Raw genomic sequence first — 15838 nt, 5'->3', positions numbered from 1 at the left:
GCTGGCTAGCGCGCCTTGCGAAACTCCCTGTAGGCGCTGTAGACATCCCAGGGTTGCTCAAAGTGGGGGTAATGCCCGACATTGCGCAACATCACCACATCGGCCTGAGGGATCAGCTCCCGATAGCGCCGGGCCATGGCGGCGCCGGACACCGGGTCGGCACCGCCGGAAATCAGTCGCATGGGCTGCTCCGCCTTTTGCAACGCTCCGACCCAGCGGTTGCGGTGACAACGACGCTCCTCCATGAACTGGATCAGGCGGTGCAACACGCCCCGGCCGTTGTTGTAGTTCAGCAAATGCCAGAAGTCGTCCATGTCCTGCCTGCCCGGCGGATTACGTGACCCGAACAGACGTCGAAAGTTGCGTTCGAAGAGCGATCGGCTGAGCCCCCGGCCAATGAGGCCACCCAGGGGGCTGCGCAGAATCTTCTGGATAAACAGGGGATGGTGAACTTCCGGAAACAGACCACCGTTTAGCAGGCAGACACTGCTGATGGCAAACGACAGCTCGCCCTCCTGCTCGCGGGCCAGCAGTTCCTGGACGACGGTGGTGCCGTAGTCATGGCCGAACAGGTGGACCCGCTCCAGACCCAGCCCCTCAATCCAGCCCTGAATCAAATCCGCCTGATCTTCGATGCTGTAGGAATAATGCAAAGGTTTATCGGAAAAACCGAAACCGAGCATGTCCAAAGTCAGCAGGTTATGCTCGCGCACCAGCATGGGCCAGATCCGGCTCCAGTCCCAGCTCGCGGTTGGGAAGCCATGCAGCAGAACGAGCGGCTCACCCTGCCCTCCCATGCGGCTGAAGATGGCATGCCCCTCGTAACAGAACCATTTGCCAGCCTGTTGCCAGGCTTCCAGCGTAAATGTCTCCTGGCGACCAGATGCCGCCACTTCTGAACCCGGTATCACCTGTTCCATGTGCAATCCATGACCGTACCCGAAACTCCTCATACTTTAGTGCAAAGCTGCGGCCGGGGCCATATCGCCTTCGGCGGCCTGTGCGGTGGTCCTTTTCTACGCCACAGACGTAAACCATGGAGATACCCGGCGAATTGCCTTAAGCTTTGGCCTTTTTCAGACACCCCAAACCGGAATCGATTATGTCTCTACCCCTTGATGATCTGGCCGATCACTACCGCACTATTATCCAGGGCCTGGGCGAAGACCCGGATCGAGAAGGCCTCCAGAACACGCCCATGCGTGCAGCCAAGGCCATGCAGTTCCTCACACGCGGCTACCAGCAGGACCTCGAAGAGCTGGTCAATAACGCCGTGTTTGAGTCCGCCATGGACGAAATGGTGGTGATTCAGGACATCGAACTGTACAGCATGTGTGAGCATCATATGCTGCCCTTCATCGGCAAGTGCCACATCGCCTATTTGCCCCAGGGCAAGGTGCTGGGCTTGTCCAAGTTTGCCCGCATCGTCGACATGTATGCCCGCCGGTTACAGATTCAGGAAAACCTGACCCGTCAGATCGCCGAAGCCATCGAGAGCGTTACCCAGGCCAAGGGCGTCGCGGTGGTCATTGAAGCCCAGCACATGTGCATGATGATGCGCGGCGTAGAGAAACAGAACTCGCGTATGAAAACCTCCATGATGCTCGGGCAGTTCCGCAAATCCCAGGCAACCCGGACCGAGTTCCTGAACCTGATTTCCAGTAACCGCTGATATCCGACTGACTCCAGGGAATTGTTATGGCAAACGCCCAGAAACCACTGGCCCGTGTCCAGATCAAGAATCTTCTGCTGCGTGCCTATATCGGCATCAAGTAAGAAGAGATCAACAACCAGCAGGATGTGGTGATTAACGTTTGCCTGACCTACGATGCCTCGGAGGCTATCGAGCGCAATGAAATCTCTGCTGCGCTCAACTACCGGACCATTACCAAGCAGATTATCGCCCATGTGGACGGCCAGCGGTTCGCCTTGCTGGAGCGCCTGACCCACGAAGTTTTGACCATCGTCATGGAACATGGCGCCGTGCGTTGGGCCGAGGTAGAAATCGACAAGCCCCATGCGCTACGTTATGCAGAATCGGTTTCCGTGACTCTGGAAGCCAGTCGCGACTAGGAGAATCTGCATTATGCCCAGCAACAGCCCCGAACAGATCCGGGAGATCCTGGAATCGGTTAATACCATCGCCCTGGTGGGTGCCAGCGAGAAGACCAACCGGCCGTCCCATGAAGTGATGGAATATCTCCAGCACCAGGGCTATCGGGTGATTCCGGTTAACCCGCGCCTGGCCGGTCAGCAGGTTCTGGGCGAAACCGTCTATGCAGACCTCGCCACACTTCCAGAGCCAGTGGATATGGTGGAACTTTTCCTGGCTCCTGAGCGTACCGATGCCGTGATCGATCAGGCCATTGAGCAGAAGGTTCCGGTGCTCTGGCTGCAGATTGGTGTGATCAATGAAACCGGCGCTCAGCGTGCCGAAGCCGCCGGCCTGGCGGTGGTGATGGATCGCTGCCCCAAGCAGGAAATACCGCGGCACGGCCTACGCACCCCGGCCAAACGCTGACCTGTCTTACTGTCCCTGGTGCATGACTGATATCGGTAGCCGGCATGAAAACCGGCTGCCGAAGCTGAGCTGGATCAAGAGCCAGATCACAGTTTCAGATCGTAACTGTTACCAATTGCGACAGTCTGACATACTCTCTGAACAATAATTCGAAGACTGGCAGGACCATGTGGTTCCGAAGTAAACCAGGCAAGTCCAGAGCCGCCGCTAAAGGCCGCGATGTTCAGAGCACTCCCAAAGCGTCTACAGACGTTGTACTGGAACGGGTGCGTCTGCCCGTGGACCTGCTGCAGCCCGGCATGAAAGTGGTCAAGCTTGACCGGCCCTGGACCGAGGTCCCGGTTCTGTTCCAGGGATTCACTCTGCAATCCGACGTCGAAGCCCGAATACTGCGCCAGTATTGCGCCTGGGTCGTGGTCGAGGACGAGGCCGAGAGACTGGCTCCGGTTCTGGATCAGATCCCCCACCTGAAGCAACGCACCACCGAGCCCCTAGAGGAAACCCGTACCCTCGAACAGGAACTGCCCAGGGCTGCCGATGCCTGGGGCCGAACCCAGCAGTTCGTGGAAAAGGTGATTCGCGACATCGAACAGCATAACGATCTGGAACTGGCGTCTGCCCGACCGCTGATCCGCTCCTGCGTGGACAGTATCAGAGCCAACGCCAGTGCCATGTTCTGGATGGCACGAATCAAGAACCGCGATGCCTACACCGCCGAACATTGCCTGCGCGTCGCCATTTTTACCGTAGCCTTCGCCCGTTTCCTCGGTCTGCCGGAAGACGATCTGGAAGTGGCCGGCATGTGCGGGCTGCTGCACGATATCGGCAAGTTACGGGTACCGGACGAGATCCTCAACAAACCCGGGCCTTTGTCCCCCCGGGAATATGAGTTCATGCGGAAACACACCACCCTGGGCCATGAGCTCCTGAAGCAGGACCCAAGCCTGGACCCGATCATCAGCGATGTGACCCTGCATCACCATGAACGCATCGACGGCCGGGGCTATCCACAACAGTTGCCGGAGTGGCAGATCAGCCGGTTTGCCCGCCTGATTGCCATCGTCGACGCCTACGATGCCATGACCAGCGACCGGTGTTACCGCGACGGCATGTCACCGGCCGACGCCGTAAGGATTCTGTTCAAGAACCGGGGGCAGCAATTCGACGCCGATATGGTCGAAGCCTTTATCAAAATGATGGGTATCTATCCCCCGGGCAGCCTGGTCGAACTGAGCACAGGAGAAGTCGCGTTGGTAGTAAGTACGCACCCCGGACGCAAACTCAAACCGAGCGTTGAGATACTGCTGGATCCCTCGAAAAAGCCGGTCACGCCGCGAGTCGTGGATCTCGGTGAGCAGATGGGGCTTGAGCACACCACTCGGGAAATCGCCAGGGCTTTACCTGACGGCGCTTTCGGGATATCCCTTAGGGGTCGGATCGAACAGCTAATGGCAAAGAGCGTTGCAAATCATTCATAATCAGCGCGAGCCTGCCGTTAACCCAGGTATCCCGAACCCACTCACTCCGGAGCATGATGTGGAGAAACCCGAGACATCCATCAGACTGGTCGTACGCGCGCTGATGAGCCCGGTTTTCCCGGTTCTGATCTTCCTGGTGTTTCTGGGTATTGCCTCCGGGCTCCGGGTTGGCCTGATCCAGCAGAATACCCACCAGATCCAGACCAATCTCAGCAATGAAGCCAGAGCGCTCGCCAACAACCTTGAGCGCGAATTCATGGTGCACCTCGATGCCATCGGTCGTATGGCCATGCGCATGCAGGCCAATCCATCCCAGACCGAGGCGCTCTGGCGTGAGGATGCGCGCAATTATCTGAGAGACTTCGGGGTTTACCAGGCCATTGAATGGATTGACCGCAACTACATCATCCGCTGGCTGGAACCCCTGAGCGGCAACAACGATGTCATCGGTTTCAATGTCGCCTTCAATGAACAGCGGCGAGCGGCGCTATCGCGGGCTGCAGCCTCCGGACAGTACGATATTTCCGGCATCATTGACCTCCGACAGGGCGGAGAGGGTCTGGTGATCTATCATCCTGTCGGGCGGGGTGATGCCAATAACGGTTTCATGGCTGGCGTTTTCAGAATGAATACGCTGGCAGAGCAAATGTTGACCCGGCGGGTCCTTGAACAGTTCCAGGTCACCATCACCCAGAGTGACCAGACCAGTTATCTGCTGAACACCTCGTCCGACCTTGATAACTCGCTGAACCACACCGTACCGATCAACCTGCCGTCCCTGGACTGGTCACTGACACTCACGCCTTCGAGACAGTGGGTCGAAGGCCAGCGCAGCAGCTGGCCTACCATGACCTTTACCAGCCTGCTTCTGATGGGCCTGCTCACCAGCCTTACTACCCTGCTGGTGCAACTCATCCTGAAACGCAACCAGGCTCTGCTCAAAACCCGTAAAGAACTGGAACAGGAAATCGATCAGCGAGTAGCCATGCAGGTGGACCTGGAACGGCTGGAGTCGACCGACACCCTCACGGGTCTGGCCAATCGCCGCTTCTTCATGGAAGACCTCGCGCATACCATCAACATTGCCGATCGACAGCTGCGCCAGATCGCCCTGGTGATGCTGGATCTTGACCGCTTCCAGATGCTTAACGATTCCCTCGGGCATCAGTTCGGGGATGAGCTTCTGATCAAGGTGTCTGAACGCCTGAACGGGTTGAGCAATGAGCGGGTACTGGTCGCCTACTCCGGTGGTGACGAGTTTATGGTGTGTCAGCAGCAGGTCGATGACATTGACGATGTGATTCACCTGCTGGGCCAGATCAAGCAGTGTTTCGCCGCGCCGTTCGAGGTGCAGGGCGAGGCTCACAGTATTACCGCGACCATGGGTGTGGCGGTTTACCCCCAGAGTGGTCTGGACGCGGATGCGCTGTTACGCAATGCCGATATTGCCCTGTACCGGGCCAAGGAGCAGGGCCGTAATACCTACCAGTTCTATACCGAGGGCATGCAGGACCGCGAAGTGCTGCGTCTTGAGCTGGACCGTGACCTGAGCCAGGCGCTGGCCAATGATGAATTCGTGCTTTACTTCCAGCCCCAGCTCAATCTCGACACCGGCCAGATCAACAGTGTCGAGGCGCTGATTCGCTGGCAACACCCGGTTCGCGGGCTCCTGCCTCCGGTGGAGTTTATTCCGCTGGCTGAGGAAAGCGGCCGGATTACCGAGATCGGCCGCTGGGTGGTGCTGGCCGCCTGCCGCCAGCTGGCGCGCTGGAAAGGCACGCCCTGTGAGCACCTGAGAGTCGCGGTGAATCTGTCCGGCCGCGAACTGGATGACGATTCCCTGATTGAGCACATCCGTTCAACCCTGGCATCAGAGGCAGTGGATCCGTCCCGGCTGGAGGTGGAACTGACGGAGGAAATCTTTATCCAGAACATCGAGCACAACCTCAATCAGTTATCCCAGCTGCACCAGTTGGGTGTGCATCTGGCGATTGATGACTTCGGGGTTGGTTACTCGTCCCTGGGCTATCTGAGGGATTTCCCGGTCGACCTGCTGAAGATTGACCGGTCGTTCATTACCGATGTCACTGAGCGCCACGATGATGCGGTGATTACCCGGGCGGTGATCAATCTGGCCCACAACCTGGGCATTCAGGTAGTGGCTGAAGGCGTCGAGACGGAGGAGCAACTGAACTTCCTGAAAGCGCACCGATGCAATCTGGCCCAGGGCTATCTGATCAGCCGGCCGATTCCGGCGGCCGATCTTGAGCGGGCGCTTGCGGAAGGCATTCTGATCCCGGGCCTGCCCGTCGGTTCCGGTTTGTAATTGCCGGGCCGGAACCCCACACTTCACTTTCAACGGTTTGTCACGAGAGCGTTATGTCGGCCAGATATCTGACTTCGGAGCAGGATGCACAGCTTCGCCGCTGGGAGCGGTGGAACCGGAATTATTTTGTGTTTGCGTTTGTGGCGCTGATTGTGGTGCTGGTGTTCAGCAGTCAGTTGGGGATTTCGTCCGGCGATGACTGGGGGTCGCTGGGGCTGTTGCTGGCGTTGCTGGTGGCGCCGATTGTGGTTCTGCAGTTGCGGCTGAGGTGTCCTGCCTGTGGTGTGAAAATTGGCTGGCAGGCGAAGCTGATGGCGCCGGATCAGTGCAAATCCTGCGGTGTGTTTCTGCGCTCGAAAAACGCTTCTTCCTGAGTTTCTCTCCGAAAACCTTTGACCTGTGAGTTGGTCACAGGTTTTAGTCTACCTTTGTGCTTGAAGGCAGCCACGTTGGTGCAGGCCGCGCCGTGGCTGGATAAGCTTCCGAAAACCGCTGTGAATACGTCCCTGTACGCTTGCTCTCCGCCCCTCAGCGCTTATCGCTCCTGCGGCGCGCTGAGGGTCCGGTGCCGGCCGTCCATGGCCAGCCCGTGAAGAGCTTTCGCTCTTCACCCATGGCTCCGAGCATTTTCGGAAGCTTATCCAGCCACAGCACTCCGCTGACTTAATTCGTGGTTTCCGGGCAGCACTTTTTATCAATCCACGGGGATTGCCATGAAAGTCAAAGAAATCGCCACCGCCGCCGGGGTTAACCCGGATACCGTCCGGTTTTACACCCGGGAGGGATTGTTGCGCCCTACCCGAAATCCGGACAACAACTATCAGCAATACGATGCCGAGGATCTGCGCCGGTTGCGGTTTGCCCGCAAGGCACGGCAGCTGGGTTTTTCTCTGCCGGAGATCCGGCAGATTCTGGAGCGGGCAGATGACCATCATTCTCCCTGCCCGATGGTTCGTGACGTGTTCCAGCAGCGGTTAGCGGAGGTTGAGCAGGAGATTTCGGAGTTGCAGAAGTTGCGGGCGCGGATGGTGTCGGCGTTGTCCACCTGGCAGGACATGCCCGATGGGACGCCGGATGGACATACGATTTGTCGGTTGATCGAACATTGGGATGATCCTTCGTCATCATCCTGCTGTGAGGAGTCTTGAGTAATGAGTGAAGCATCGGTTCTGAAAACAGCGCTGAGTATTTCCGGCGCCTCTTGTCAGGGTTGTGCGAAGAAGATTCGTCATGCTCTGGAACCGCTGACCGGGAGCACCGAGCGGGTGGAGGTGAATCTCGAAGACCAGACCGTGGCCCTGCCTGAGAATGTGGATAGCGCCGAGGCGGCACGGATAGTAACGGAGGCTGGCTACCCGGCGGAGCCGTTGGTTCATAACGAACCCATCGGCAGTTGCTGCGCATCCAAAAATGGCAAGTCGGCCGCTGATAAGGCGCCGGACTCAGATACACCGGCCGCCTCGACCGACGTCGAGCCATCGGATGCCGGCGACGGGCAGATCGCGCTGGCGGTCAGTGGGGCCACCTGTGCATCCTGTGTGAATACCATTGAGAAGGCGTTGATGTCGGTCCCCGGTGTCACTCACGCTCATATGAATCTGGCGGACAGCACCGCGACCGCCAGCGGTGATGCCGATCCGCAGGCGCTGGTGCAGGCGGTGGAGAGTGCGGGTTATGGTGCCCGGGTGATTGAAGACGCGGATGCCGCCGACGACCGCAAGCAGGAAGAGGACAAGAAGCAATACAAGGTACTGCTGGTGAAGATGGCCATTAGTCTGGGGCTGGGCCTTGGGTTGATGATCTGGGGCATGGGCTTCGGGTCGATGATGGTGACCGAGGCCAATCAGCTTACCTGGATTAATCTGGGCATTCTCACTCTGGGGGTGATGATTGCCACCGGCGGGCATTTCTACACCGGTGCCTGGAAGGCGTTCAAACATCATAACGCCAATATGGACACGCTGATTGCTCTGGGTACCGGCACCGCCTGGCTATATTCGATCGTGGTGGCCAGTGCGCCGGAGGCGCTGCCGGAGATGGCTCGCCATGTGTATTTCGAGGCTTCGGCGATGATCATTGGCCTGATCAATCTGGGCCAGGCCCTGGAGTTGCGGGCCAAGGGCAAGACCTCGGAAGCGGTGCGCCGGCTGCTCGATTTACGGGCGAAAACGGCCCGGGTGATCCGCGACGGCCAGGAGCAGGATATTCCCGTTGAAGAGGTTCAGAAAGGCGACCGCATCCGGGTGCGCCCGGGCGAGAAGCTGCCGGTGGACGGGGTGATTGCCGAAGGCACCACCCGCATCGATGAAAGCATGCTGACCGGTGAGCCCATGCCGGTGGGCAAGGGCGAAGGCGATGAGGTCTCGGCCGGTACTCTGAACACCCACGGCTCGATTATTTATGAAGCTACCCGGGTGGGCAGCGAGACCGCGCTGGCCCAGATCATCAAGCTGGTGAAAAAGGCCCAGGGCTCGAAACCCGCCATTGGCCGGCTCGCAGACAAGATCTCTTCGGTGTTCGTGCCCACGGTGATGCTGATTGCCGTGGTGTCGGCGCTGGTCTGGTACAACGTCGGGCCGGAGCCGGCGGTGGTGCACATGATGGTGGCCGCCACCACGGTACTGATCATTGCCTGCCCCTGCGCGTTGGGGCTGGCCACGCCCATGTCGGTGATGGTGGGTGTCGGCAAGGCAGCAGAGTACGGTGCGCTGATTCGCCAGGGCGATGCCTTGCAGACTGCCGGAAAAATCGATCTGGTGATTCTGGATAAAACCGGCACCATTACCGAGGGCCATCCCGCGGTAACCCGGGTGCACGCGACAAACGGCGATGAGAAACGCCTGCTGGCATTAGCCGCCGGGCTGGAGCAGCATTCCGAGCATCCGCTGGCAGAAGCCATTCTGGACCGGGCCCGCGAGAACGATATTGAGCCAGAACTGGTCTCCGGCTTTGAAGCGCTCAATGGCAAAGGTGTGCAAGGCAAGCTTGATAGCGAACCGGTACGCCTGGGCAATCGGCGCTGGCTGGAAGCCGAAGGGCTGTCTGTCGAGGCTCTGGATGATGCCGCCAAAACCATTACCCGGGAAGCCGGCACGCCGCTGTTCCTGGCGGTGGGCCAGCAAGTATTGGGTGTCATCGGCGTGGCCGATGCCATTAAACCGGATTCCGAGGCTGCCATCCGGCGCCTTCACGACGCTGGCATCAAGGTGATGATGGTCACCGGCGATGTCGATGCCACCGCCAAGGCCATTGCGGCCAAGGCCGGCATCGATGACTACCGGGCCGAGGTGTTGCCGGAGGACAAAGCCGAAGTGGTCAGCGAAATGCGGGGTCAAGGCTACACGGTGGCCATGGTGGGGGATGGCATCAACGATGCCCCGGCGCTGGCAGCTGCGGACGTCGGCTTTGCCATCGGAACCGGCACCGACGTGGCCATTGAAAGTGCGTCCATCACCCTGATGCGCGGTTCCCTGCACGGGGTGCCAGACGCCATCGAGATCTCCCGGGCAACGGTGAAGAACATTCACCAGAACCTGTTCGGGGCCTTTATCTATAACTCCTTGGGTATTCCGGTGGCCGCCGGCCTGCTCTACCCTGTGTGGGGCATCCTGATGAGTCCGATCCTGGCCGGCGCCGCCATGTCGCTGTCTTCAGTGACGGTGGTTTCCAACGCCAACCGGCTGCGGCTGTTCAAGACCAGCCAACCCCAGGTATCAGCAGAGGAGCGGAACTGATGACAACCTTTCTGGTCAATGCCGGTGGTCTCGCCCTGATGGCTGCCATTGTCTGGTGGTTCTGGCTCTCCGGCTCTAACTCGGACAACTCCGATCAACATCACTGAGGTAATCACCATGAGAAAACACACCCTTGCCCTCGGCCTGATGGCTGCCCTGGGATTCAGCACCACCGCCCTTGCCGGCGGTGCGGCCCAGAGCATTCACGTGTACAAATCCCCCACGTGCGGCTGCTGCGGCGACTGGATCGACCATCTGGAAGAAAACGGTTTTGATGTCACCGCCACCAACAGCGACGACATGGGCAGGATCAAAGCCGAAGCCGGGCTGATTCCGGGCCTGGGCAGCTGCCATACCGCCTTTGTCGACGGCTATGTGATTGAAGGCCATGTGCCGGCCGACGACATCAAGCGCTTGCTGGCGGAAGCCCCCAAGGCCACCGGCCTGAGCGTACCGGGTATGCCGGCGGGCTCTCCGGGTATGGAGATGGGCGACCGGAAAGATCACTACAAGGTCATTCTGTTCAACGACCAGGGCCAGACGCGGGTGTTCAACCAACACAACTGATGGTTCTGCCTGCGAGGCTGTGCAGGGGCGCAGATTGCAAGTCTGCGCCCAAAGTCTGCCTATTTTTTCTACACGATAGCCCCGCTCTGTTCTATGATGGAGTATAGATTCAGAACACGATTGGCAAGGACACATTTTGAGCCTCAAAACCCGCATTCTCGGGCTGGCCGCGCTGTTGATCATAGCGGCAGGAACCGCTTCCTGGCTGGCCTATCGGGCATTATCGGAAGATATTATTGAACGCTGGGGCCAGCAGGTCGCCGAGATCCAGGTACGCTATGACAGCGCCCGGCTGTTGCAGTCCCTGGAGCGGGAAATCGGGCTGGCCCGGCAAATGGCCCGCTCCTCCACACTGATTCAGTGGGCTCAGTCACCGGAAGACCCCGCGCTGGAAAACCAGGCCATCCGCCAGATGGAGAGTTTCCGCAGCAACTTCCGGGATAACAGCTATTTTGTGGCCCTCCGCTCCAATGGTCATTACTACTACAACAACGCCTCCAACGATTACGCTGGCGACCAGTTCCGCTATGTGCTGAGCCCGGACAAACCCGACGATGCCTGGTTCTTTCAACTCATTGAGGAAGGCCGCGATTTTCACCTGAACGTCAATCCCGATACCGAACTTGGCGTTACCAAGCTGTGGATAGACGTGCTCATGCGCGATGCCGACAACAACATTGTCGGGATGGTGGGTACCGGCCTGAATCTGGACGACTTTCTGCAGGACATTGTCGACATCGGCCAAGACGGCATTACCACCCTGTTTGTGGACTATAACGGCGCCATCCAGCTGTACCGCGATCGCAACTACATCGATTTTGCCACCATCATCAAACCCGAAGGCCAGAAAAACACCGTGGATCTGCTGTTCGACGATCCCCAGGACAAACAGCAGATCCTGGGCATGCTGCAGATGCTTAAACAGCGTAATGGCGAAGATGGCGCGGTGGAAAGCGGGTTCGTGTCGGTGGATGGCCGCAAGCATCTGGCCGGCGTGGCCTTTCTGCCCGCCATTGGCTGGTTTGAGATTACCCTGCTGGACCTGAATACACTGATTCCCCGGAGCTATCTCTGGCCTCTGGTAGCGGTGTTTCTGGTCAGCCTGCTGGTCACCCTGGTGCTGTTCCACCAGATCATACAATCCCGCATTCTGCGGCCGGTCATCAGCCTCGAGGAAGCCGTGCACAGGTTGCGAGACGGTCGCTTTGATCTTCCCTACCTGCCCAAACCGGACAACGAGATCGGCCGCCTGGTGGATCATTTCGAAAAAATGTCCCACTCCCTGCAAGATACCACCCGCGAGCTGGAACAGAAGGTGGCCCACCGCACCGAAGAACTGCAGCGCCTTGCCCGGGTCGATGCCCTGACCGGCCTGAAGAACCGGCGGGGCCTGGACGAAGTGATGAATGAGGAAATCCAGCGCGCGGAAAGGGAGCAGAAGGGCTTCGGGCTTCTGTGGCTGGACATAGACCACTTCAAAGCCATCAACGACAGCCAGGGCCATCAGGCCGGCGACGAGATTCTGTGCCGGGTTGCGCTCTGGCTGAAAGCGGCGGTTCGGCCCTACGACCACCCCGGTCGCTGGGGCGGCGACGAGTTTGTAGTCCTGCTCTCACCCTGCGATGCCGCCACGCTGGAGCAGATTGCCTGTCGTATTCGCGCCAGCGTCGAGCAGGAAAGCCAGCGCACCGGAACACCAGTAACCATCAGTGTTGGCGGCTATTTTTGCCAGCCCGGTGAAGATCTCGATGTCCTGCTGCGCAACGCCGACCAGGCTCTTTACGAGGCCAAGCGAAACGGCCGGAATCGGGTCTGTATCCGCACGGGTGCCGGCGAGGCCATTCATCCGGCCTGACAGATCTGACTCGCACTGGCAGAACCGTTATACTCCGCTGCAACACACTCTTTTATTCAGGTTATCTCTTCATGCTCAACGCCGACGCTCTCAATCAGTTGCGCCAGCTGAAAACCGACATCAAACAGAACAAGGTGGTCTTCCCCGGTACCGTCAAGTCCACCAACGGTCGTTTCGGCTTTGTGGCCCTGGATGAAGGGCGGGATGTGTTTCTGCCTCCCGAGGAAATGCAGAAAGTCCTGCCCGGTGATCGGGTCAATGTCACCGAACACGAAGTGGAAAAAGGCAAGACCCAGGGCGTTGTCGACGAGCTGCTGGAATCGCACCTGACCACCTTCGTGGGTCGCTATCTGATCAAGGGCAAAGGCCACTTCGTGGCACCGGAAACCCCGGGCATTAACCGCTGGATTTTTATTCCGCCGAAAGAACGCATGGGCGCCCAGCCCGATGATTTCATCTACTGCCAGATTCACCGCCATCCGATCAAGGACGGCAAGGGCCAGGCGAAGGTGCTACGGGTGATCGGCAAGGCCGGTGAGCCGGGCATCGAACGGGCCTTCACCCTGGCCAACTTTGATTTGGCCGATGCCTGGCCGGAAGAAGTGCAGAAGCAGGCCGACGCCCTTACTGAGGAATCCGTTACCTCACACCGCGAGGGCCGGGAAGACCGCACCGAACAGCCCTACGTGACCATCGACAGTCCGGGCACCCAGGATATGGACGATGCCCTGATGGCAACCCCGAATGCCACTGGCTGGACCCTGTCCATCGCCATCGCCGACCCGACCGCGATGATCGAGCCGGGCAGCCCGGCCGAAGAAGAAGCCTTTAACCGCGCCACCGCCATCTATTTCCCGGGTGAGCCACTGCCGATGTTACCGGACGCCATCAGCACCCGCCTGTGCTCGCTGATGCCAGAGGTACCCCGGTTGGCCCTGGTGTGCGACCTGCAGGTGAACAACGATGGCAGCCTGGGCGACTACAGTTTTCGCCAGGCCGTCATCCGCTCCCAGGGCAAGCTGAGCTATGAGCTGGTGTCACACCTGATTGAAGGTCGGGAAGACGATGACATCAAGGCCTTGCCCGAAGCCGTCGCCAACAGCCTGGACCAGCTGCATCAGGCCGCCACTGCCCTGCGCAAATGGCGCTCGGAGCACGCGTTACTGAGCAATGATCGCCCCGAATTCCGGTTGCGTCTGGACGAAAACAAGCGGATCCGGGTGATTGAACCGGCAGTGCAGAACGAAGCCCACCGGCTGGTGGAAGAATGCATGGTTGCGGCCAATCGTTGTGCGGCCGATTTCCTGCAAAAGCAGGGGCAAGGCCTGTTCATCCAGCATCCGGGGCTGCGGGACGACCGCGCCGACAATATCCGTAAACTGCTGGAAGGTTACGCCCCACATCTGGCCGAACTGGATGCCACCAGTGCCGAAGGCTTCAAGGCGTTGATGAAACACACCGATGGCCTGCAGGCCGATGTGCCGGTCAAGTCCATTCTCTCGCGCCAACTGGCCCGGGCCGAACTGGGCTTCGAGCCTGCTCCGCATCAGGGTATGGGACTGGCGGCCTACACCACCTTTACCTCACCGCTGCGCAAGTTCTCGGACTTCTACGTGCACCGTCTGATCAAGGCCGCACTCTGGGATCAACCCATCAAGGCACTGAACCCGCAGCAGCTGGAGAGTCTTCAAACCACCCAGTTCCGCGCCCGCATGGCTGCCAACACCCTGGAGGCCTGGCTCAAGAGCGATTACGCCAAAGGCCTGCCAGCAGATCCGATGGAAGGCACCATTACCCGCACCATGCCGTCGGGGTTTTTCGTGCGCCTGGATTGCAATGGCCTGGAAGGCTTTGTCAGTTGCAAGGACCTGGAGGGCAAGTTCAGCTTTGATCCGGTTACGCTGCGCCTGGTGCACAACAAGAACGGCCGGATCTTCCAGCTGGACCAGCGGGTAACCGTGAGCTTTTCCGGTGTGGACGAAGAGCGTCGGCAGATCAACTTCAAACTGCTCGAGGCCGAGGACATTAATCCCGGAACCAACGACAAGGGTTGAAAACCAGCCGGGCAGACACACCGTATCTGTTCAGAGGTTTTCTGTTTTCAGGAGGTGTGTTATGCCCATCAGTCCTCAGGAATTTCTGCGAAAGTACGGCTTCGACAAAGAAGAGGAAGAGCCCGACCATAGCCTGCGCCACAATGCCATGGAGCATGCCAGGCATTTGAAACGGCCCCATGCCGGTACTCCCCATGACTGGGAAGAATGGGAAAGGTTCAAGAAGGAACACCCGGATCAGGTCGAAGACGACGACTGATCCGGTACAGCATCAGCTGAGGTTCTGGTCCTGCCGGGCCAGCATTCGTCCCAGCCGCTCGTCTTTGGCACGCCACAGATCGCCCAACCAGTCCTTGACGTTGCGGCGGTGCTCGGCGTCCTCAGAGTAATCCCTGCCCTTGAGGTGTTCCGGAATGGTCTGGGTATCAATGCTCATCCGGATCTCCGGCACCCGCCCGCAAATGAAGTCCCAAAACGTTGGAGCGCCATCGGGATAGGCAATCGTGACATCCACCAGGGTATCAATGGAATCCCCCATGGCATCCAGCACAAAGGCCACTCCACCGGCCTTGGGCACCAGCAAATGCTGGTACGGTGACTTCTGCCGGTCGTGCTTGGCCGGGGTAAAACGGGTGCCTTCCACAAAGTTCATCACACTCACCGGCGTGTAGCGGAATTTCTCACAGGCCTTGCGGGTCGCCTTCAGGTCATCGCCCCGTTTTTCCGGGTGCTTGATCAGATACTCCCGGGTATAGCGTTTCATAAACGGGAAATCCAGCCCCCACCAGGCCAGGCCGATCACCGGCACCCAGATCAGCTGTTGTTTCAGGAAGAACTTCAGAAACGGCGCCTGGCGATTGAACACCCGCTGCATGGCGAGGATATCCACCCAGCTCTGATGATTGCTGAGCACCAGATACCAGCTCTCGCGCTTGAGCTTGTCGGCGCCTTCCACGTGCCAGCGGGTATTGTGGGTGAGCTTCATCCAGCCTGTATTGCAGGCCACCCACGACTCCGAAATCCAGATGATCACGCGGGTGCACAACACCCGGAAACCCTTATGCGGAATCACCAGCTTGAGCACCGCGGGAATATAGAGCAGCAGGCACCAGAACACGGTGTTCAGGCCGAGTAGCAGGGAATTAAGCACGCCAATAACGGGGGCAGGCAGGAAACTGAGCATGGGCATCCTGTTGTGGTTGTTGTTTCCGAAGCCCGCAATCATAACAACCTGGCAGCCGCTTGGGCAGTGGCCCGAAGTGACCAAAACGCCGACCGGATGTGACAGTCTTGCCATGGCTGG

Annotated in this window: 13 protein-coding genes and 1 pseudogene; 12 read left to right on the top strand and 2 right to left on the bottom strand. The window is 59.0% G+C overall.

The features are described 5' to 3' along the window. Nucleotides 1–5: 5 nt before the first annotated feature. Complete coding sequence (locus QPL98_RS13450; protein ID WP_183580935.1) at nt 6–920, bottom strand: alpha/beta fold hydrolase; 915 nt, start codon at nt 918–920, stop codon at nt 6–8. Between the two features lie 182 nt (nt 921–1102). Between QPL98_RS13450 and folE the strand changes: the two genes are divergently transcribed. The 12 genes and pseudogenes from folE (at nt 1103) to QPL98_RS13390 (ending at nt 14794) form a co-directional block, all read left to right on the top strand. After that, entirely contained in the window at nt 1103–1672 is a 570-nt protein-coding gene (gene folE, locus QPL98_RS13445) for a GTP cyclohydrolase I FolE (protein WP_011787185.1), read from the top strand. A 26-nt stretch (nt 1673–1698) separates the two neighbouring features. Then, nucleotides 1699–2073: pseudogene (gene folX, locus QPL98_RS13440) on the top strand (dihydroneopterin triphosphate 2'-epimerase). Between the two features lie 13 nt (nt 2074–2086). Then, nucleotides 2087–2521 (top strand): CoA-binding protein, encoded by a 435-nt coding sequence (locus QPL98_RS13435; RefSeq protein WP_153739627.1) that lies wholly within the window; start codon nt 2087–2089, stop codon nt 2519–2521. 167 nt (nt 2522–2688) lie between these two features. Next, entirely contained in the window at nt 2689–3999 is a 1311-nt protein-coding gene (locus QPL98_RS13430) for an HD-GYP domain-containing protein (protein WP_153739628.1), read from the top strand. 58 nt (nt 4000–4057) lie between these two features. Then, the gene (locus QPL98_RS13425) at nt 4058–6325 is read left to right on the top strand and encodes a bifunctional diguanylate cyclase/phosphodiesterase (RefSeq protein ID WP_303293426.1); all 2268 of its coding nucleotides are present in this window, start codon (nt 4058–4060) and stop codon (nt 6323–6325) included. A 53-nt stretch (nt 6326–6378) separates the two neighbouring features. Next, the gene (locus tag QPL98_RS13420; RefSeq protein WP_303293425.1) at nt 6379–6699 is read left to right on the top strand and encodes a hypothetical protein; all 321 of its coding nucleotides are present in this window, start codon (nt 6379–6381) and stop codon (nt 6697–6699) included. Between the two features lie 339 nt (nt 6700–7038). After that, on the top strand, nt 7039–7473 hold the full coding sequence (locus QPL98_RS13415; RefSeq protein WP_303293424.1) for a MerR family transcriptional regulator: 435 nt from the start codon (nt 7039–7041) through the stop codon (nt 7471–7473). Between the two features lie 3 nt (nt 7474–7476). Then, nucleotides 7477–10059 carry a heavy metal translocating P-type ATPase gene (locus QPL98_RS13410; RefSeq protein WP_303293423.1) on the top strand — a complete coding sequence of 861 codons (2583 nt, stop codon included), beginning with the start codon at nt 7477–7479 and terminating at the stop codon, nt 10057–10059. A gap of 117 nt (nt 10060–10176) precedes the next feature. Beyond that, nucleotides 10177–10626 (top strand): DUF411 domain-containing protein, encoded by a 450-nt coding sequence (locus QPL98_RS13405; RefSeq protein WP_014423038.1) that lies wholly within the window; start codon nt 10177–10179, stop codon nt 10624–10626. Nucleotides 10627–10762: 136 nt separating this feature from the next. Next, nucleotides 10763–12481 (top strand): GGDEF domain-containing protein, encoded by a 1719-nt coding sequence (locus tag QPL98_RS13400; RefSeq protein WP_303293422.1) that lies wholly within the window; start codon nt 10763–10765, stop codon nt 12479–12481. Between the two features lie 71 nt (nt 12482–12552). After that, a complete protein-coding gene (locus QPL98_RS13395; RefSeq protein ID WP_303293421.1) occupies nt 12553–14535 on the top strand; it encodes a ribonuclease R family protein in 1983 nt (660 codons plus the stop codon). A 61-nt stretch (nt 14536–14596) separates the two neighbouring features. Continuing rightward, nucleotides 14597–14794 (top strand): hypothetical protein, encoded by a 198-nt coding sequence (locus tag QPL98_RS13390; protein WP_011787196.1) that lies wholly within the window; start codon nt 14597–14599, stop codon nt 14792–14794. A gap of 12 nt (nt 14795–14806) precedes the next feature. On the opposite strand, the gene QPL98_RS13385 is transcribed toward QPL98_RS13390, so the two are convergent. Then, the gene (locus tag QPL98_RS13385) at nt 14807–15718 is read right to left on the bottom strand and encodes an acyltransferase (protein ID WP_303293420.1); all 912 of its coding nucleotides are present in this window, start codon (nt 15716–15718) and stop codon (nt 14807–14809) included. Nucleotides 15719–15838: the final 120 nt, after the last annotated feature.

It is taken from the genome of Marinobacter sp. ST-43 (genome assembly GCF_030541085.1).
Lineage (GTDB): Bacteria > Pseudomonadota > Gammaproteobacteria > Pseudomonadales > Oleiphilaceae > Marinobacter > Marinobacter nauticus.
The sequence above is the reverse complement of the archived record's forward strand: the minus strand, read 5'-3'. Positions and strand labels throughout refer to the sequence as shown.